The sequence below is a fragment of the Streptomyces longisporoflavus genome (assembly GCF_014649775.1).
Taxonomy (GTDB): Bacteria; Actinomycetota; Actinomycetes; order Streptomycetales; family Streptomycetaceae; genus Streptomyces; species Streptomyces longisporoflavus.
This window is the reverse complement of sequence record NZ_BMTR01000002.1, coordinates 182,464-199,927: the sequence shown is the minus strand read 5'-3', so window position 1 is coordinate 199,927 and position 17,464 is coordinate 182,464. Positions and strand designations below refer to the sequence as shown.

18 protein-coding genes are annotated in these 17,464 nt (G+C 70.9%); 9 read left to right on the top strand and 9 right to left on the bottom strand.

Annotated features, from left to right (window positions below):
* Positions 1-5 precede the first annotated feature (5 nt).
* Together map and IE226_RS04930 are read right to left on the bottom strand one after the other, a co-directional pair.
* Positions 6-782: a type I methionyl aminopeptidase gene (map, locus tag IE226_RS04935; protein ID WP_190079753.1), complete on the bottom strand. Its 777-nt coding sequence runs from the start codon at positions 780-782 to the stop codon at positions 6-8.
* 65 nt (positions 783-847) lie between these two features.
* Positions 848-1,813: a helix-turn-helix domain-containing protein gene (locus IE226_RS04930; protein WP_190079752.1), complete on the bottom strand. Its 966-nt coding sequence runs from the start codon at positions 1,811-1,813 to the stop codon at positions 848-850.
* 279 nt (positions 1,814-2,092) lie between these two features.
* Between IE226_RS04930 and IE226_RS04925 the strand changes: the two genes are divergently transcribed.
* The 3 genes from IE226_RS04925 to IE226_RS04915 all read left to right on the top strand — a co-directional run bounded on the left by IE226_RS04925 (position 2,093) and on the right by IE226_RS04915 (position 4,681).
* Positions 2,093-2,917, top strand: a complete 825-nt coding sequence (locus tag IE226_RS04925; RefSeq protein ID WP_190079751.1) for an alpha/beta fold hydrolase — start codon at positions 2,093-2,095, stop codon at positions 2,915-2,917.
* 115 nt (positions 2,918-3,032) lie between these two features.
* Positions 3,033-3,875 carry an alpha/beta fold hydrolase gene (locus tag IE226_RS04920; protein ID WP_190079750.1) on the top strand — a complete coding sequence of 281 codons (843 nt, stop codon included), beginning with the start codon at positions 3,033-3,035 and terminating at the stop codon, positions 3,873-3,875.
* A 14-nt stretch (positions 3,876-3,889) separates the two neighbouring features.
* Positions 3,890-4,681, top strand: a complete 792-nt coding sequence (locus IE226_RS04915) for an alpha/beta hydrolase (protein ID WP_190079749.1) — start codon at positions 3,890-3,892, stop codon at positions 4,679-4,681.
* 69 nt (positions 4,682-4,750) lie between these two features.
* On the opposite strand, the gene gdhA is transcribed toward IE226_RS04915, so the two are convergent.
* Entirely contained in the window at positions 4,751-6,109 is a 1,359-nt protein-coding gene (gene gdhA, locus IE226_RS04910) for an NADP-specific glutamate dehydrogenase (protein ID WP_190079748.1), read from the bottom strand.
* A gap of 154 nt (positions 6,110-6,263) precedes the next feature.
* On the opposite strand from gdhA, the gene IE226_RS43970 reads away from it, so the two are divergent.
* Complete coding sequence (locus IE226_RS43970) at positions 6,264-6,461, top strand: hypothetical protein (RefSeq protein ID WP_229870499.1); 198 nt, start codon at positions 6,264-6,266, stop codon at positions 6,459-6,461.
* Positions 6,462-6,497: 36 nt separating this feature from the next.
* Here the strand turns inward: IE226_RS43970 and IE226_RS04900 are convergent, their stop codons facing one another.
* Entirely contained in the window at positions 6,498-7,106 is a 609-nt protein-coding gene (locus tag IE226_RS04900) for a HutD/Ves family protein (RefSeq protein ID WP_190079747.1), read from the bottom strand.
* Between the two features lie 185 nt (positions 7,107-7,291).
* Positions 7,292-7,969 carry a hypothetical protein gene (locus tag IE226_RS04895; RefSeq protein WP_190079746.1) on the bottom strand — a complete coding sequence of 226 codons (678 nt, stop codon included), beginning with the start codon at positions 7,967-7,969 and terminating at the stop codon, positions 7,292-7,294.
* Positions 7,970-8,260: 291 nt separating this feature from the next.
* Here IE226_RS04895 and IE226_RS04890 point away from each other — a divergent pair, with 291 nt between their 5' ends.
* From IE226_RS04890 to IE226_RS04880, 3 genes are read left to right on the top strand one after another with little or no spacing between them, the layout of a single operon-like run.
* The gene (locus tag IE226_RS04890; RefSeq protein ID WP_190079745.1) at positions 8,261-8,506 is read left to right on the top strand and encodes a hypothetical protein; all 246 of its coding nucleotides are present in this window, start codon (positions 8,261-8,263) and stop codon (positions 8,504-8,506) included.
* Positions 8,503-9,072, top strand: a complete 570-nt coding sequence (locus IE226_RS04885) for an RNA polymerase sigma factor (protein WP_190079744.1) — start codon at positions 8,503-8,505, stop codon at positions 9,070-9,072. Before IE226_RS04890 ends, IE226_RS04885 begins: the two co-directional genes overlap by 4 nt.
* The gene (locus IE226_RS04880) at positions 9,053-9,970 is read left to right on the top strand and encodes an ANTAR domain-containing protein (RefSeq protein ID WP_190079743.1); all 918 of its coding nucleotides are present in this window, start codon (positions 9,053-9,055) and stop codon (positions 9,968-9,970) included. The genes IE226_RS04885 and IE226_RS04880 overlap by 20 nt, the downstream gene beginning before the upstream one ends.
* 28 nt (positions 9,971-9,998) lie before the next feature.
* Here IE226_RS04880 and IE226_RS04875 read toward each other — a convergent pair whose 3' ends face one another.
* Complete coding sequence (locus tag IE226_RS04875; protein ID WP_190079742.1) at positions 9,999-10,559, bottom strand: cysteine hydrolase family protein; 561 nt, start codon at positions 10,557-10,559, stop codon at positions 9,999-10,001.
* Positions 10,560-10,764: 205 nt separating this feature from the next.
* Between IE226_RS04875 and IE226_RS04870 the strand changes: the two genes are divergently transcribed.
* Together IE226_RS04870 and IE226_RS04865 are read left to right on the top strand one after the other, a co-directional pair.
* Positions 10,765-13,731: a helix-turn-helix transcriptional regulator gene (locus IE226_RS04870; protein ID WP_373306877.1), complete on the top strand. Its 2,967-nt coding sequence runs from the start codon at positions 10,765-10,767 to the stop codon at positions 13,729-13,731.
* Positions 13,728-14,840: an ABC transporter substrate-binding protein gene (locus tag IE226_RS04865; protein WP_190079740.1), complete on the top strand. Its 1,113-nt coding sequence runs from the start codon at positions 13,728-13,730 to the stop codon at positions 14,838-14,840. Before IE226_RS04870 ends, IE226_RS04865 begins: the two co-directional genes overlap by 4 nt.
* Positions 14,841-14,888: 48 nt before the next feature.
* Here the strand turns inward: IE226_RS04865 and IE226_RS04860 are convergent, their stop codons facing one another.
* The 3 genes from IE226_RS04860 to IE226_RS04850 are packed head-to-tail and all read right to left on the bottom strand — an operon-like array spanning position 14,889 to position 17,352.
* A complete protein-coding gene (locus tag IE226_RS04860) occupies positions 14,889-15,815 on the bottom strand; it encodes a ferredoxin family protein (protein WP_190079739.1) in 927 nt (308 codons plus the stop codon).
* Entirely contained in the window at positions 15,812-17,023 is a 1,212-nt protein-coding gene (locus tag IE226_RS04855; protein ID WP_190079738.1) for a cupin domain-containing protein, read from the bottom strand. The genes IE226_RS04860 and IE226_RS04855 overlap by 4 nt, the downstream gene beginning before the upstream one ends.
* Positions 17,020-17,352 (bottom strand): BatC protein, encoded by a 333-nt coding sequence (locus IE226_RS04850; RefSeq protein WP_190079737.1) that lies wholly within the window; start codon positions 17,350-17,352, stop codon positions 17,020-17,022. Before IE226_RS04850 ends, IE226_RS04855 begins: the two co-directional genes overlap by 4 nt.
* Positions 17,353-17,464 lie beyond the last annotated feature (112 nt).

The following is a 17,464-nucleotide window of genomic DNA, read 5'->3' as shown; positions in this document are numbered from 1 at the left end:
GTGCTTCATCCTCGCTTCGGCAGGGTGAGGATCTCGGCTCCGTCGTCGGTGATGGCGATCGTATGCTCGCTGTGTGCGGTCCGGCAGCCTGTCGCGCTGCGGAGCGTCCACCCGTCGGCATCGGTGACGAGTCGGGCGGTGTCCGCCATGACCCACGGCTCCAGTGCCAGCAGCAGACCGGGGCGCAGTTTGTATCCACGGCCGGGCCGTCCGGTGTTCGAGACGTGAGGGTCCTGGTGCATCGTTGACCCGATGCCGTGGCCTCCGAACTCGGTGTTGATCGGGTATCCCGCCTCGCTGAGGACCGTGCCGATGGCGTGGGAGATGTCGCCGATGCGAGCGCCGGGGCCGGCGGCGGCGATCCCCGCGGCCAGCGCGCGTTCGGTCGTATCGATCAGCGTGACGCTCTCCGCGGGCCGTGCGTCGCCCACGATGAAGCTGATGGCGGCGTCCGCGGCGACTCCGCCCTTGGAGACGGCGAGATCGAGCGTCAGCAGGTCTCCGTCGGCAAGCGTGTAGTCGTGTGGCCGTCCGTGGAGCACGGCGTCGTTGACGGCCGTGCAGACGTAGTGGCCGAACGGGCCGCGTCCGAAGGACGGCGCGTAGTCGACGTAGCAGGACTGTGCCCCCGCCTCGGCGATCATTTTCTCGGTCCACCGGTCGATGTCCAGCAGGTTCGTGCCGATGGTGCTGCGGCTCTTCAGCGTCTGCAGGATGTCGGCGACCAAGGCGCCGGTGTCTTTCGCCCGTGCCAGTAGGGTGGGGTTCAAGATCTCGATCATGTGGCGCCCTTCTCACGCAACCAATAACTATACCGGTAATACTATACCGGCTGCGGGGCGCCTGTTCACGTACCGCCACCCGCCGAGTGGTGCATGCGCCGCCATTGGCGGGGCGTCGCGCCGTACGTCTCGCGGAAACGGCGGGAGAAGTAGGCGGGGTTGGTGAAGCCCTGGGACCGGGCGATGGCCTCGATCGTGCGGTGGGCATGCTCCAAGGCGGACAGGTCGTCGCGGGCGCCTTCCAGTCGCCGGCGGACGATCCATTTCTCCAGGCTCAGGCCGCCCTGCTCGCACAGCCGGTAGAGGGTTCGTACGGAGATGTTGTGAGCCGCGGCGATGCGGTGCGGGTTGAGACCGGGGTCGGTCAGATGCGCGCGGATGTAGGCGAGGACGCGGGTCAGGAGAGTGTCCTCCGCGACCTGGTGCCGGGTGCGTTCGCCGGCGGCCACCGAGACGATCAGGGCGCGGGTGAGTTCCAGGGTGGCGGAGGCGAGCGCCTCGGCGCCGGGTCCGGCGCTGAGCTCATCGGCGTGGTGGTGCAGATCCCGTATGTGGCGCAGGAGCAGCGGTGCGACGCTGCTGTGCCGCAGGAGGGGTATGGCGGCGCGGATCTGCTCCTCGGGCAGGCCGAGACGCTCGGTGTCGACCATGAAGGCGACGGACAGTCCGGTCCCGGACCAGGCGTACTCGTAACCGGCGGTCTTGTGGGCCAGTGCCAGGGCGTCGGCCCCCACATGCTGCTGATGGCCGTTCCAGGTGAAGGCCCCCGTCCCCTCGCTCTGGGTGATGATCGAGACGGTGTTCATCGAGTCGAAGCGTGCGTGCCGCGGGGTGCGCCAGACGCGCATGCCGGAGCCGCGCGTGGCGAACAGGGTCAGCGGACCGAAGTTCCAGACCTCCAGCTTCTTGCGGACACCGGCCTCCGGATGCTCCTGCTCCACCGAACAGCTGCCGCTCTCTCCCACGGCCGCGGCCTGGAAGGCCTCGATCCGGTCGGCGGCAGGCAAGTTCTCCGTGTCCAGAACCAGCATGGTCCCCCCCAGGGCGAGAGCAGCGGCCCGTCCGCTGCCGAGCGGTCGTCAGGATTCTTCAGCACCGCGGGCGGCTTGGACAGGCGGGTTCACGTTCCGCCGGGCCACCCGGGACCGGTCCGTCACCTCGCGCCACACCAGTCACGGCACGGGCGGCGTGGCGGGCAGGGAACAGTTCTCGGCGCGCACGGTACAGAACCCCGCCCGCGGCGCTGGCACGATTCCCCGCATCCGAGTCGGGCACCACGACCGACACCGGCCGCTGGAGGGAGCGCTCCCATGCGCAATTTCGTCACGACGCAGGACGGCACAGGGATCTACTACAAGGACTGGGGCACCGGCCGACCGGTGGTGTTCAGTCACGGCTGGCCGCTGAACGCCGATGCCTGGGACGACCAACTGCACCTGGTCGCCTCGCACGGCTACCGGGCGATCGCGCACGACCGGCGCGGCCACGGCCGCTCGGATCAGCCGTGGAACGGCAACGACATGGACACCTACGCCGATGATCTGGCCCAGCTGATCGAGCAACTCGACCTGCACGACGCGGTGCTGGTGGGCCACTCGACGGGCGGCGGCGAAGTGACCCGCTACATCGGCCGGCACGGTACATCCCGGGTCGCCAAGGTGGTCCTGCTGGGTGCGGTGCCGCCCCTCATGCTCAAAACCGACGCCAATCCGCAGGGCCTGCCGATCGAGGCGTTCGACGCCATCCGCTCGGGTGTCTCAGCCGACCGGTCGCAGTTCTACAGGGAACTGAGTCTGCCCTTCTACGGATTCAACCGGCCCGGCGCGACGGTGTCACAGGGCATGTCGGACGCGTTCTGGCTGCAGAGCATGCAGGTCGGGCTCAAGGGCGCCCTCGACTGCGTCCGCGCGTTCTCCGAGACCGACTTCACCGCGGACCTGGGACGCTTCGACGTCCCCACGTTCATCGCCCACGGCGACGACGACCAGATCGTGCCGATCGAGGCCGCGGGGCTGGAGTCGGCCAAAATCGTCAAGGATGCCGTGCTGAAGGTCTATCCGGGTGCTCCGCACGGCCTCGTGGGGGCGTTCAAGGACGAGTTCAACGCCGACCTGCTGAGGTTCCTCGCCACCTGACGGCGTTCCCCTCGCCATCTGGCGGCGTTCCTCGTACCTGAGGCGCAAGGCCTTCCTTCCGCACCATCCGCCGGTAGCTCAGCACCGTCCGACCCTCCGTCCGAAAGGGTTCGTCATGCGTGTTCCAGCACCGCGCCGTCTGCTGCCGGCACTGACCGCCGCGCTTCTCGTCGTCGGCGCGGCCTCCGCCGGGGCAACCTCCCCGGCGGCCTCCCGTGGGCCCGTACAGGCCGACAAGAAGGAGCCGAAGCCGACCGTCGTGCTCGTGCACGGAGCGTTCGCCGACGCCTCCGGGTTCGACGACACGATCGCTCTGCTGCAGAAGGCCGGCTTCCCGGTCATCGCGCCCGCCAACCCGCTGCGCGATGCCGCGGGCGATGCCGCCTACATCGCCGGCGTGGTGGACTCCTTCCCCGGCCCGGTCATCCTGGCGGCGCACTCCTACGGCGGCTTCGTCATCACCAACGCCGCCCGCGGCCACGACAACGTCAAGGCGCTGGTGTACATGGGGGCGTTCGCGCCGGACGAGGGTGAGAGCGCGCTGCAACTGGCGCAGCAGTTCCCCGGCAGTGAGCTGGGCGCCGCCCTGATCACCAGGGAGTACCCGGTGCCCGGTGGCGGCGATCCGGGCACCGACGGCTACATCGATCCCGCCAAGTTCCGGTCCGTCTTCGCCGCCGACCTGCCCGCGTCCCGGACCCGGCTCATGGCGGCCACCCAGCGCCCCGGCAGCGTGCAGGGCCTGAGCGGCGCCGGCGGGGCTCCCGCCTGGAAGACGATCCCGTCCTGGTATCTGATCCCGACGGCGGACAAGGTCATCCCGCCCGCCGCCCAGCGGTTCATGGCCAAGCGCGCCGGCAGCAAGGTCACCGAGATCCGGTCCTCGCACGTGGTCATGATCTCCCACCCGGACGCCGCCGCGAAAATCATCAAGTCGGCCTACACCGCGACCCGTTGAAGGGGCGAACGCTCATGAAACCGGACACCATCGTCCTCATCCACGGCTTCTGGGTGACGCCCCGCAGCTGGGAACACTGGATCACCCGCTACCAGTCCCAGGGCTTCCGGGTCCTCGCCCCGGCCTACCCCGGTTTCGAGGTGGAGGTGGAGGGGCTCAACGAGGACCCCACCCCGATCGAGGAACTCACCGTCCCCTCGATCATCGCGTCACTGGAGAAGCTGATCGACGGCCTGGGTACGCAGCCGATCATCATGGGCCACTCCGCCGGCGGCGTCTTCACCCAGATCCTGCTCGACCACGGCTACGGCCGGGCCGGAGTGGCCATCAACTCCGCGCCCACCGAGGGCGTGGCGACGATTCCGCTGTCACAGGTCAAGGCGGCGTTCCCGGTCCTGAAGAACCCGGCGAACCGGCACAGGGCGGTCGGCTTCACCTATGACCAGTGGCGCTACGCCTTCACCAACACCTTCCCCGAGGACGAGTCGCGCGCCCTGTACGAGCGCTATCACATCCCCGCCTCCGGCCATGTCTTCTGGGGCAGCGCCCTGGCCAACATCCACCCGGGGCACGCCGACTCGTACGTGAACTACCGCAACGACGACCGGGCTCCGCTCCTCTTCGTCTCGGGCGAGCACGACCACCTGATGCCGCCGAAGATCCAGCAGTCCAACGTCAAGCACTACAAGTCGGACACCGTCACCGAGATCGTCGAATATCCGGGGCGATCCCACCTGATGCCCGCCCAGGAAGGCTGGGAGGAGATCGCCGACCACGCCCTGGCCTGGGCTCTGGACCACACCTGACCGGCCGGCCGTGGTGCCCGGTCCGCCGGGCGCCACGGCACCAGAAGGCGCGTACGACGAAGGTGCGGTTCAGATGACGCCCTGGGCCAGCATCGCGTCCGCCACCCGCTCGAAGCCCGCGATGTTCGCGCCCGTCACGTAGTCGCCGGGGGCGCCGTAGCGCTCCGCGGTCTCGTGGCAGGTGGCGTGGATGTCGTTCATGATGTGCGTCAGCTCTTCCTCGACCCGCGCCGCCGTCCACGAAGTACGGGCGTGGTTCTGCGCCATCTCCAGTGCGCTGACCGCGACCCCGCCCGCGTTGGCCGCCTTGCCGGGCCCGAACGCGACACCCGCCTGCTGGAACAGGCGCACCGCCTCGGGGGTCGTGGGCATGTTGGCGCCTTCCGAGACCACCTTCACGCCGTTGCCGATCAGAGCGGCGGCGTCGGTGTCGTTCAGTTCGTTCTGGGTGGCCGAGGGCAGCGCGATGTCGGCCGGGACCTCCCAGACACGCCCGCCCGGCACGAAGCGGGCCGATGCGCCCCTGCGTTCGGCGTACGCGTCGACCCGGCCGCGCTCGACCTCCTTGATCTGCTTGAGGAGTTCGAGGTCGATGCCCTTCTCGTCGACCACGTAACCGGAGGAGTCCGAGCAGGTCACGGCGTTGGCGCCGAGGGCGGCCAGCTTCTCGATGGTGTAGATGGCGACGTTGCCGGAGCCGGAGACGACCGCGGTGCGCCCTTCCAGGTCCTCGCCGCGCTGGCGCAGCATCGCCGCCGCGAACAGGACGTTGCCGTACCCGGTTGCTTCGGGGCGGATCAGCGAGCCGCCCCAGCCCTGGCCCTTGCCGGTCAGGACGCCGGCCTCCCAGCGGTTGGTGATGCGGCGGTACTGGCCGAACAGGTAGCCGATCTCCCGGCCGCCGACGCCGATGTCACCCGCGGGCACGTCCGTGTGCTCGCCGATGTGCCGGTGCAGCTCCGTCATGAACGACTGGCAAAAACGCATGACCTCCGCGTCGCTGCGGCCGTGCGGCTGGAAGTCGCTGCCGCCCTTGCCGCCGCCGATGCCGAGGCCGGTCAGCGCGTTCTTGAAGATCTGCTCGAAGCCCAGGAACTTGATGACGCCGAGGTTGACCGACGGATGGAAGCGCAGGCCGCCCTTGTAGGGGCCCAGCGCGCTGTTGAACTCCACCCGGAAACCGCGGTTGACGTGGACGCGTCCCCGATCGTCCTGCCACGGCACCCGGAAGAGGACCTGCCGCTCCGGCTCGCACAGCCGCTCGATCAGTCCGGGCTCGGCATACTCGGGGCGCGCTGCGATGACCGGTGCGAGCGTCTCCAGGACCTCGTGGACGGCCTGGATGAACTCCGGCTGGGCCGGGTTGCGGTGCTCGATCTCGGTGAGCAGCTGAGCGAGCGTGGTCTTCGTCTCGGATCGCGTGGTCAATGGAGCCCTTTCTTGCACGGCTGGCACCGGGAATCCGGTACGGGGCGCGGCGCACTCCGGTACAGCCCGTTCGGGACGCTCGGCGCCGTTGCCGCGCGCGGGACACGCAAGTGTTACGCGCATGTAAACATACTGACCAGCATCGGGGTCCAGGGTGCGACCACTATCCGAGACCAACCTCATAGCCCGCTTGGCGGCGGACCCATCGGTGGCAGGGTGGTGCGACAGCTACGTCGTCGGCCTGTCGCTCGGACTTCCCGAGGCGAAGGCTGTCATGAGCAAGGCCATGCCCATGCTGACGGGGGAGTTCACCAAGCAGGAGGTGTCGGTCGCGGGCGGCCCGGGGCTCTGACGACCGGCTGGCCGGGCGGGCGCCGGCTCGTGGTCGTCAGTGCGGCGCGGTGATCCGGATTTCGGCCACCGTGCCCTCGCCGCGCAGGGCCAGTGCTCCCGGGCCGTGGTGACGTACGCAGTCGAGTCGGCCGAGGGCGCTCGCGCGTCCGTCCGTTGCACCGAGCGTGATCCCCTCGGTGGTGGCCATGACGAGCAGAATCTCGCCTGCGGCGCATGTCGGCTCCGGCTCCCTGGCGGCGGTGACGCGGAGGATCTGTACGCGGGCCGAGGCCCGGCCCCTGCGGGTCATCACGTTCATGTTGCGCACCGCGCCCGCATCGAGCCGGCAGTCCGTCGTCGCGTCGCCGGAGAAGGCGAAGGGGCTCAGCGGTGGGACCAGTTGCGCGGTGCCGTCGACGGTCAGCACCATGCCTTCGCCCTCTACCGGGGTGATCACACGGTCGATGCCGGGAAGCGGGGAGAAGGGGCCCGCCGCGGCCACGTCCGCGATGCTCACCCGCCAGTCGAAGCCGTCCGCGGACTGCGCCGGTGCCGGGACCGAGGGCGCTTGCACGGTGCCCGAGGCGACCTCCCGGGTCGTACCGCCGCCGTTCTTCCACGGCATGCTGCGGTACTGGCTCCAGCGCAGAACGTCTCCGCCCATCCGGTGCGGCCTCCTTCTTCCGTCGCCCGGACCGTTCGCGCGGGCCCGGACACATGATCACCGAGTCCGGGGTCAGCGTACGTGCCGACCGGACGCGCAGAGCGAGGTGCCGCACCCGACGGGCGGAGTCACGACGCCCGGCGCGAACCCGGGCGCCGGGCTTCGACGCGTCCTGCCGGGTCGGTTCAGTTCGCGGCCGCGGTCTCCGGCTGCGGTGCGTCGGACTGCTGCGACCGGTCGCCCGAGGTGTAGAAGACCGAGGAGCCCTGCTTGGTGCGCTGCACCCGGCCCCTGGCGACCAGGTTCTCCACGGTGGTGCGCACGACGGTGGTCTTGATGGAGCGGTCCGGGTGTGCCTGGCTGAGGGCGGCGGTGATCTCGGCGGCGGAGCGCGGCTCCTTCTGCTGTCCGAGGTGGGCGTCGATCAGTTCGACCAGCGTCGGCCCCGCTGCCGGTGCGTCCTGCTTCTTCGCCGCGGCCGCAGTTGTGCTCGCGGGGGCTGCCTTCGCGGCGGACTTGGGTGCGTTCTTGGTCGCTTTGCCCTTGGTGCCGGTGGCCGTGGACTTCTTGGCCCGGGCCGCACCGGCCTTGTCCGCACCCGCGCGTGGGACGGGCACATTCCTTCTGCTGCGGGAGGGTGCCTTGGCGGTGGCGGTCGCCGGTGAGCCGGAAGAGGAGCCCAGCGCCTGCTGCATGCTGAGCAACACCGCGTGGTCGTTCTCCAGCGTCTGCAACTGCTCCTGCAGTGCGGCCACTTCGGCTCGGACGTGTTCCTGCTCCTTGCGGTTGGTCTCCAGGTCCGCGGCGACTTGGGCGGCGTACTGGGTCTGCATTTCGGTGGTTCCAGGTTGTGTGTCTGACATGACGGTGGCCTTTCTTCGGTGCCCGCTTCGGCGCGGCTGGCGAATGGTGCTCAGGACCGAGCTCTTGTGCGTGGGGCCGTCGGCGCAGATTCGCCCGGACGGCAACTGCCCAACCTGCAACGGCAGCAACTCGCGGGCGGTTATGGGGAAAAGAGTACGAGATCGGCCGCCGATAGCACCGGGCAGAGGAAATGTTCCTTCCGGCCCAACCCGAGCGGCCGGTGATGACAGTTACCGGTAGCGACGTCGTAGATCATGCCCCCGCCCCCGATCGTAAAGGACAACCGGAACATGGGGAGTACTGCGATTACCCTGATCAGCACATTGACCGCGCTGCAATTGGGCCGTGCCGTCCTGCGCATTGTGCGGAACACCCTGTACGAGCGCTCGCGCCGTGCGACGCTGACGGCGGTACTGGGCCTTGCCCGCGAGGACGCGGTCCGGCTGCTGGTCCACCACGATCCGGTGAACTGCGACGTCCGGGTTGTGCAGGCCCGTCCGTCCGCCACTCTTCCCGAGCACACGACGGGATCATGACCGAACCAGCCGCTGAACCACCGGCCCCCTCGACGGACGAATCCTTTGATGAGTTGTTCGAAAACGGATTCACGCGGTTAGTGCGCTCGTTGGTGCTCCTGGGAGCCGGTCGGGCCACAGCGGAAGACCTCACACAGGATGCCTTTGGCGCCGCCTACGAGAAGTGGGCCGAGGTCGCCCACTACGGCCATCCGATTGCCTGGGTAGCAAGGACCGCGCTCAACATGTGGCGCCAGCACTGCCGCACCGCGCAACGCCGCGATGCCCTGCTCGCGAGAGCGGACCCCCGGCAACTGGTCAAGGAGTACAAGGACTTTTCCGAGGTGGACAGACGCCTCGACATCCAGCGCACCCTGGCCCGACTTCCCCTGCGACAGCGCGAGGTGGTGGTTCTGCACTACATCCTGGACCAGCCCGTCAGTGCTGTTGCCCGTACCCTGGAAGTGGCCGAGGGCACGGTCAAGTCGCAGCTGTACGACGCCCGCCGCACCTTGGCCGGTCTGCTGGCCGGAGAGGACGCGGAACGCGATCGGGAAGGGGGCTCCAGTGGACCGGACCGAGTGTGACACGGAAGACGACCAGGTCGCGCGTGCCCTTGCGGAGCCCGTGCGGGACATCGCCCACACGCCGCGGGAACTTGCGTCTCGCCTGGCAGAGCTGAAGTCGGGGTCCGCCGGTTCATCCCCGGCCTCCACCGAGGACGAGCAGGACCATCTCGCCCGCGTGCTGCGTGCGGCACGCGAGGTGTTCGGCGAGCGGGGCTACGGCGCGCCGATGGAGGATGTGGCCCGGCGGGCCCGGGTCGGTGCGGGCACCGTCTACCGCCGATTCCCCACCAAGGACGCGCTGGTGCGCAGCGTGGCCCTGAAGGAGACCGTCCTGCTGGCCGAGCAGGCCCGGGAGGCCCTCGCATGGGAGCACGAGCCGGGCAAGGCACTGGCGAGGTTCGTGCGCGTGGCGGTGGAAAGCGGCTCCGGCCGCCTCGTTCATCCCGACGCGATGGCCGGCCCGCCGTCGGAGGAGCCCGCTGTCGTCGTACTGACGCAGCACACGGAGGAACTGCTCAATGAGGCGGTTGCGGCCGGCGAAGCGCGGGCCGACATCACGGTGCAGCACGTCCTGGCGCTGATCGGCAGCTCTCCGCCCGCGCATCCCGATCCCGGCGTCCGGGCGGCGTCGTCCGCTCGATTCCTCGACATCATGCTGACCGGCCTGCGCGATGAGCAGAGGTCGGCCCGCACCGTATCTGACCAGCTGTCAGCCGCACTGCGGAGCCGGGTGCCCATCGAGCAGGCCAAGGGCCGCCTGGCCGAGCGGTTCGGCATCGACGACGGTCAGGCTTTCGACCTGCTGCGCCGCCACGCTCGCAGGCATCGGCGGAAGTTGTCCGACGTGGCCTCGGAGGTCATCGAGGGGACGTCCGACATCGGATCCCTTGCCGGGCCTCGCCCCGAGCGTCACTGAGCCAGTGTGCCGCTGCTCCCACCTGCCGCTACCGGGATACGAGCGACTTGACCCAGTCGTCGGCGGTGAGCACGTCCGCCCACTGCGGGAACAGCCGCTCGGTGAGGACGCGGTGTACCTCCGGGTCGGGGTCCAGGCAGGCGTCGGAAAGGACGGTGAGGCCGAAGTCCAGGTCGTTCGCCCGGCACAGGGTGGACAGGACCACGGCGCTGGTGGCGATGCCGGTCAGTACGAGGCTGTCGATACCGCGCGCCCTCAGCACCATGTCGAGATCGCTGCCCGAGAAAGCGCTCGCCCGCTTCTTGGTGACCACGACGTCGCCCGGCCGGGGCGCGACGTCGGGGTGGATCTCGGTGCCGGGGGCGCCCTCGACGTAGAGGCCGGCTTGTGCGATGGCGGCGAGAGGCCTGTTGCGCGTGCCGACCTCGGGAAAGCCGGGGCGCAGGGCGATGACCACGTAGATCACGGGTATGTCTGCCGCACGGGCCCCGTCGATCGCCCTGCGCAGGCGTGGCAGGTATCCGGAGCCGTCGTCGACGGCGGCCACGATGTCGCGTTGGACGTCCATCACGAGTAGTGCGCTGCTCATGTCGCCTCCAGGAACGTTGTCGGTACGGCGCCGGGGACTTGCGGGGTCGGACGGTGGTTTGAGCCTACGCGGGCACATTCCGGTGCCGGTTACCGCAGTTGCCGCGGTTGGCGTGCCCGGCGGCTTGCGTTCGGTGCGATGGTGCTCCGTTCGCGGCACCTCTGGTCCGGCAGGCGTACCGAACCCATGTGCCAGGATGTGGCTTGTGCCGCACACCAACTCCCTGTTCACCGGCCAACTCGTCGGCCGGGAAGACGAACTCGACCGGCTTTCCGGGGTGCTGGAGCGTGTCCGCGCCGGCGAGGCCCGTGCGGTATTGGTCTCCGGGGACGCCGGAGTGGGCAAGACGCGCGCGCTGGACGAGCTGGCCGGGCGGGCGGCCGCCTCCGGGATGACCGTGCTCATCGGACACTGCGTCGACCTGGGCGATGTGGGGCTGCCGTATCTGCCGTTCACCGAAATCCTCGGCACGCTGGCCGCGGACGAGCGGTTCGCCCCGGTCCTGGCCGGTCACCCGGTGACCGAGCGCCTGCTCGGCGGCGGTACGGACGCCGCGGGGGACGTGAACAGGCGATTGCGGCTCTTCGAGGACGTGGCCGCTCTGCTGGCGGAACTCGCCGACATCGCGCCACTGCTGCTGGTCCTGGAGGACCTGCACTGGGCCGATCAGTCCTCACGGGACCTGCTGCGGTTCCTGCTCAGCCGCAATGTCCTGCAGCGGTCGACCGGCGGCCCGCACGACCACCGGCTCGCGGTGTTCGCCTCGTACCGGGCGGACGACCTGCACCGCCGTCACCCCCTGCGCCCCCTGCTGGCCGAGCTGGTGCGACTGCCCGCCGTGGAACGCCTTGAACTCCAGCCGCTGCCCGACGCGGATGTGGCCCGCCTCGTGCGCTCCCTGCGGGATCAGCCCCTGTCCGACGCCGCCGTGCACCGGATCGTCGAGCGCGCCGAGGGCAACGCCTTCTACGCGGAGGAGCTGGTCGCGGCCACGGACGCGCCGGCCGGCAGTGTGCCCAGCGGTCTGGCCGACGTACTGCTCATCCGTTTCGAGCAACTGTCCGAGACGGCCCAGCAGGTGCTGCGCACCGCGGCGGTCGCCGGGCGCAGCGTCGGGCACGAGCTGCTGCGCGACGCTGTCGGGCTGCCCGAGGAGGGGCTGGAGGCCGTGCTGCGCGAGGCCGTGGGACGGCAACTGCTCGTGCCCCGGGACGGCGACACGTACTCCTTCCGGCACGCGCTCGCCCGGGAGGCGGTCTACGCCGATCTCCTGCCCGGTGAACGGTCCCGGTTGCACGGCATGTTCGCCCGCCTGCTCGCCGGGCGGGACCGTCAGTCGGCCAGCGCGGCCGAGCGCGCCCATCACTACCGCGAGAGCCATGACCTGCCCGAGGCCCTCGCCGCTTCGCTGGAGGCCGCCGATCACGCCCAGCGCGTCGGCGCGCCCGCCGAGGAACTGCGGCACATCGAGGCGGCCCTCGATCTGTGGTCGGCGGTCGAGGCCGCAGGCCGGCCTGCCGGGACCGATGCCGTGACACTCACGCTGCGCGCCTCGGCGGCGGCCGCTCATGCCGGGGAATCGCACCGGGCCGTCTCTCTCACTCGGTCCGCGCTCGCCGGTCTCGGTCAGGACGCCGACCTGGAGCTTGCCACCCGGGTCCGCTACACGCTCGCCGGGAACCTGCTGAACGTCGACAACCTCCCGGCCGCCCTCGCCCACAGCCGGGAAGCCCTCGATCTGATCCCCGCCGACCCCCCTTCGGCGACATGGGTGTGGGCGGCAGCCACCTACGTGATGGTCGCCGCCCGCATGGCGGACGGGGACGAGGACGAGGGCGCGCTGCGGGTCGGCACACAAGCGCTGCACGCCGCGGCCGAACTGGGCGTCGACGACGCGCGAGCCGACCTCCTGATCTCGATGACGTTCCACGGGGGAGAGTGCAATCGCCGCACCCCCGAGGGCAGGGAGCAGCTGCGTAAGGCACGGGAGCTGGCGCAGCGGTCGGGCAGCGCTCCCGTGGAGATGCGCGCCCTGTTCAACCTGGCCGTTGGCGCCATCGAATCCGGTGACCTGGAGGGTTGCCTGCGATGGGCGGCGGAGGGGTTGGACCGGGCCCGTCGCTCAGGCCTGCTGTCCTCGCCGTATCCGCGGGAGATGCGGTACTTGCGGCTGCTGGTGCAGTACACGCTCGGCCACTGGGACGAGTGCGCGCGTGACGCGGCCGAGGACGCCGAGGCGTTGTTCAGCGCGGGCGGCGCCGGCCCCGGCCTGTTCGTGGCGCTGGCACGCGGCGATTTCACCGCGGTCGAGCGCGCCAGGGCGCTGCTCGAAGAGCCGTTCGACTGGATGAACACGCTGGTCGCGGGAATCGTGCGGACCGACGCGGCTGCCTGGCGGGGGGACGCGGAGGAGGCCGTGCGGGCGATGCGTTACACCCTGGAGGCGCTCACCGGCGACGCGAGCACGCCACCCGACGTCACGGTCCGGCTGGCGGCTCTGGCCCTGTCCGCGGTCGCCGACTCGGCGGTCGGGCTGCGCACGCGCGGGGACGAGCGGGAGGCGAAGCGTCTTGCGGACACGGCGGGTGAACTCGTGCAGCAGGCGCGGGCGTCGGCAGGCCGTGGCGAGGACGGCACTCCGCAGGGTCCGGAGGGGCAGGCGTGGCTGGCTCGCGCCGAAGCCGAATGGGCGCGAGCCGTCTCCGGGCCGGACGCGGCGGCCTGGGAGAAGGCGGTGAGCGCCTTCGCGTACGGCAATGTGTACGAGCGCACGCGTTGCCGGCTGCGTCTCGCGGAGGCGTTGCTGGCGGCCGATCGCCGCGAGGAAGCGGCCGCCGAGGCCGATGCGGTGCGCCAGGAGGCCGACCGTCTGGGTGCCACCCTCCTGCGTGAACAGCTGGACGCGCTGGTGCGCCGGGGGCGGCTGACGGTGCCCGCCAAGGACGGCGGCGCCGTACTGACCTCCCGCGAGCAGGACGTGTTGCGGCTCCTCGCCCTGGGACGCAGCAACCGGCAGATCGGCGAGGAGCTGTTCATCAGCCCCAAGACGGCAAGTGTCCACGTCTCCAACATCCTCGCCAAGCTGGAAGCGGCGAGCCGCACGGAGGCGGTCAGCGTGGCCTACCGGCAGGGACTGATCACCGCGGAATCGATGGGAGACACGAGCGCATGAGTACGTCGCCGTCGTTGCCGAACGCCGCGCAGTATGACGGGCCGTCAGTTCGGGTCGGGGCCCTCGTTCCGTTGAGCCGGCCTGGCTGGGTCGAGGCGGGCGAGCAGCTGGCTGCCGGTCTCGCGCTGGGTGTGCGCGAGGTCAACGAGGCCGGTGGCATCGGCGGACAGCCACTTGAGCTGGTGATCCGGGACACGGCGGCTGATCCGCGGCGGGCGGTGGCGGCCGTGGATGAGCTGGCCGGTCTGGGGGTGGCCGCCGTGGCGGGGGAATATCACAGCGTCGTGGCCCGCGCCGCCGCGGGCCGGGCCGACGCCCTCGGCCTGCCGTTCCTGTGTTCGTCGTCGGTTCTCGACGCGCTCACCGAACAGCCCACGAAGTGGGTTGCGCGCCTGCCCCCGCCGCAGTCGCGCGGCTGGCGGGTCTATGCGGACTTCCTCCTCGGAGCGGGCCACGACCGTATCGCCGTGGCGACCCAGCCGAGTGTCTATTGGGCCTCCGGCACCCGCATCCTGCGGGACCACCTGGCCGCACGCGGCGGCACCGTCAGCGAAATCGACATGAGCGCGCTCACCCCCGAGACGGTGTGCCAGGAACTCGTCCGCAGTGGCGCGACGGCCCTTCTTCTCTTGCTGGGCCACCCGGATCCTGCCGTGCCGGTCGTCAGGGCCGTCCGCGGCGATCGGCGCCTGGCCGGGCTGCTGATCGGCGCTCCGGCAGGGCAGCCGGAGTTCGCCGAATGGGCGGCGCTGCTGGGCGGCGACGGCGCCGGGATCCCCTTCCTGCGCTATCTGCCCGAGCGTCTGACCGCGCTCGGCGCACGTGTCGGGGCGGCCCTTCGCGCGGAGCCGGCTGTGGAGCCCTCCTTCGTGGCCTACGAGGGCTACGACACCGTCGCGGTCCTCGCGGAGGCGCTGCGTCACGGCGGCGCGGACCGGGCGCGCACGGCCGCAGCCTGGTCGCGAGTCGCGGTCGAGGGCACCCGCGGGCGGATCGGATTCTCCCGCGTACCGGACAGCAACGTCTGGCAATGGGCCGGGGCTCCGATCCAGGTCGTCGACCGGGATCCGGCACAGCCCGGCCGCTTCCGGGTCCTGCACACCGGGTGAGAAGGTCCGGCATCCGGCTCCTGGCCGGCCGGCTGGTCACGAGTGGTGTCAGCGGGTGTGGATGGCTGTGGCGGTGTAGATGACGGTGGAGCTGGGGGAGGGGCCGTTGCAGGTGAGTTGATTGCGCGGCGTGTGGTGGGAGCGCACCTCGACCTCAAGGGTGGCCGACTGCGGCGGCGGGGCGCTGATGTGGATCCGCCAGTGGTTGTCGGCGAGGCGGGTGGTGTCGGTGACGGTGTAGTGGTGGCGGCCCGCGGGGCCGAAGCGGGCCAGCAGGGCGGTGACGGCGACTTGTTGGGGTGGGTAGAGATCGGTGTAGCCGCGGAGGTGTTCCGCGCGGATGCGGTCGGCCAGGTGTGCTTCGACGGCTGTCACGGAGGTGGCGGGGTCGAGTTGGCCGTAGTGGACGCCGTCGGGGGCGACGAGGATGTTGGGGGCGAAACGGTCGCCGCCGGTGTGGCTCGACTCCCAGACGAGATCGGGCCAGCGGCGGGCGAGGGCCTGGGCGACGGGGCGGCCTCGCAGGGCGCAGCAGGTGTCGTGACGGCCGTGCGTGCAGACCAGGATGACGGGCCGGTGGCCGAGTTGGCGGGGGGAGCACGGGTCGGCGGTGAGGGCCTCGGTGATGTGTCGGAGGTCGCGATCGTGTGTCCAGGTGCCCCACTCCTGGCGGTGGGCGCCGGTGGTGTCGTGGCGCAGGACGGCCCAGCGGCGGGGGCCGCGGGTAGTGCGGCGTCCGGTGCGTCTGATCAGCAGGATGCGCGCTCGGATGGCCTGGGCGGCGGTGTAGACCAGGTTCTTGGTGTGGGCGTCGAGGTCGAGGCCGTCGAAGCCGTTGGGGGGCCAGCCGCCGGGGTGCTCGATGAGGATCCAGGTCAGCGTGTGGGGTGCGGTGCCGGGAAGCGGGTCGCCGCGGGTGCGGGCGGCCTCCGCGCACAGGAAGCGTCCGCCCGCGCCTGCCGGGGGCGTCGTCATGGCGGGGCGGGGACCAGAATGCCCGCGCGCAACAGTCGGGCGGCGAGGTTGAGGCCGATGTCGTCGGCGGTGCGGGTCTGGCCGTCCAGGAGGCGGGTGAGGGCGGGCAGGTCGGCGGAGGTGCAGTCGAGGAAGCCCGCGCGGCTGGACAGGCGCGTGCCGTCGAGTCGTGCCGCCAGCGCGGGGCGCAGCATGAGCGGGGTCTCGGGGGCCAGGGTGTGCAGCGCCGTGTGCTGGGCCAGCGGTCCCAGGGGCGCGGGGCGGGCCTGGCTGCGGCGGGCGCGGTTGAACAGCGGCGTGCTGTCGGCGCGGCCGAGGGCGGCGATGAGGTGTTCGCGGACGGTGTCGATCTCGTCCTTGTCGGCAGGTCCGTCGGTGCCCGGGGGCAGGGATTGGCGCATGCCGGGGTCCTCGCGCAGCACCGCGAGGGCAGCTTGGGCGAGCTGTTCGGCAAGGGTGTAGCGGGTGTGGGTGTGGATGCCCAGCGTCAGGTGGATGGAGACCTGGCCCTGGGCGCGGGCGGCGTGCAGCCAGCCGCGCGGCAGGTAGAGGACGTCGCCGGGCTCTAGGACGGTGTCGATACGTGGTGTGCCGCGGGCGGCGCTGGTGACGGCGGCGCGGTGGTCGGTCCAGGGCTCGTTGCGCAACGGGTCGGGGTGTACGGGTTCATGGATGACCCAGCGCTTGGAGCCGTGGATCTGCAGCACGAAGACGTCGTGCACGTCGTAGTGGGCGTCGAAACCGCGGTTCTGCGGCGGGGTGATGTAGGCGTTGGCCTGGACCGGATGCCCCAGCTCGGTGCCAAGGCGGGTACTGAAGTCGGCGACGGGTTCCCAAGTACGGTGCAGCGCCTGCAGGACGAGGGTGGCGCCGTCGGCGAACGCGCGCCACACGGCGGTGTCGTCGATCTGGTCGGCGATGGTGGCGCCGACACCGCCGGGCGCGGTGAAGGACGCCTCGTCAAGGGTGGCGCCGTCCTTGGCCAGGCGCAGGAAGGGCGTGCGCAGCCCGCGCCGGGAGATCAGTTCGTCTGCGGCCCCCGCGGAGAACAGGTCGTCGAAGTCGCTCGCGCGTCGGGTGAGCAGCGCGGTGCGCGCCCAGACGTCGCGGGCGAAGTCCTGCGGGCTCAGACCGGTCAGCCGCGACTGCAGGATGTCGGCACCCGCTGTGGCGCCGGCATCCCGCAGCTGGGCCGGGGGGCCACTCAAACGCCGCTGCCCGACTCGTCGGCGCCTCCGTCGGCTCCGCCGTCGTGGACGCCGGGCGTGCCCGCCGCGCCGCCGTCCGCGGGCCCTTCGGCGCCTCCGTCGGCTCCGCCGTCATGGACACCCGGGGTGCCCGCCGCGCCGCCGTCCGCGGGCCCTTCAGCGCCTCCGTCGGCTCCGCCGTCGTGGACGCCGGGCGTACCGGCCGCGCCGCCGTCCGCGGGGCCTTCGGCGCCTCCGTCGGCTCCGCCGTCATGGACACCCGGGGTGCCCGCCGCGCCGCCGTCCGCGGGGCCTTCCTGCTGGTTCGGGTCCTGCTGGGGGTCGGTCATCTGTCCTCCTGGGGATCGGACGGCCGGATTCGGGAACACCCGCGGTGCCCCTGCCGCCTGCTTCCACCAAGCTCGCTCACGGGTTTGCGCTCGGCAACCTGAACGGATCACA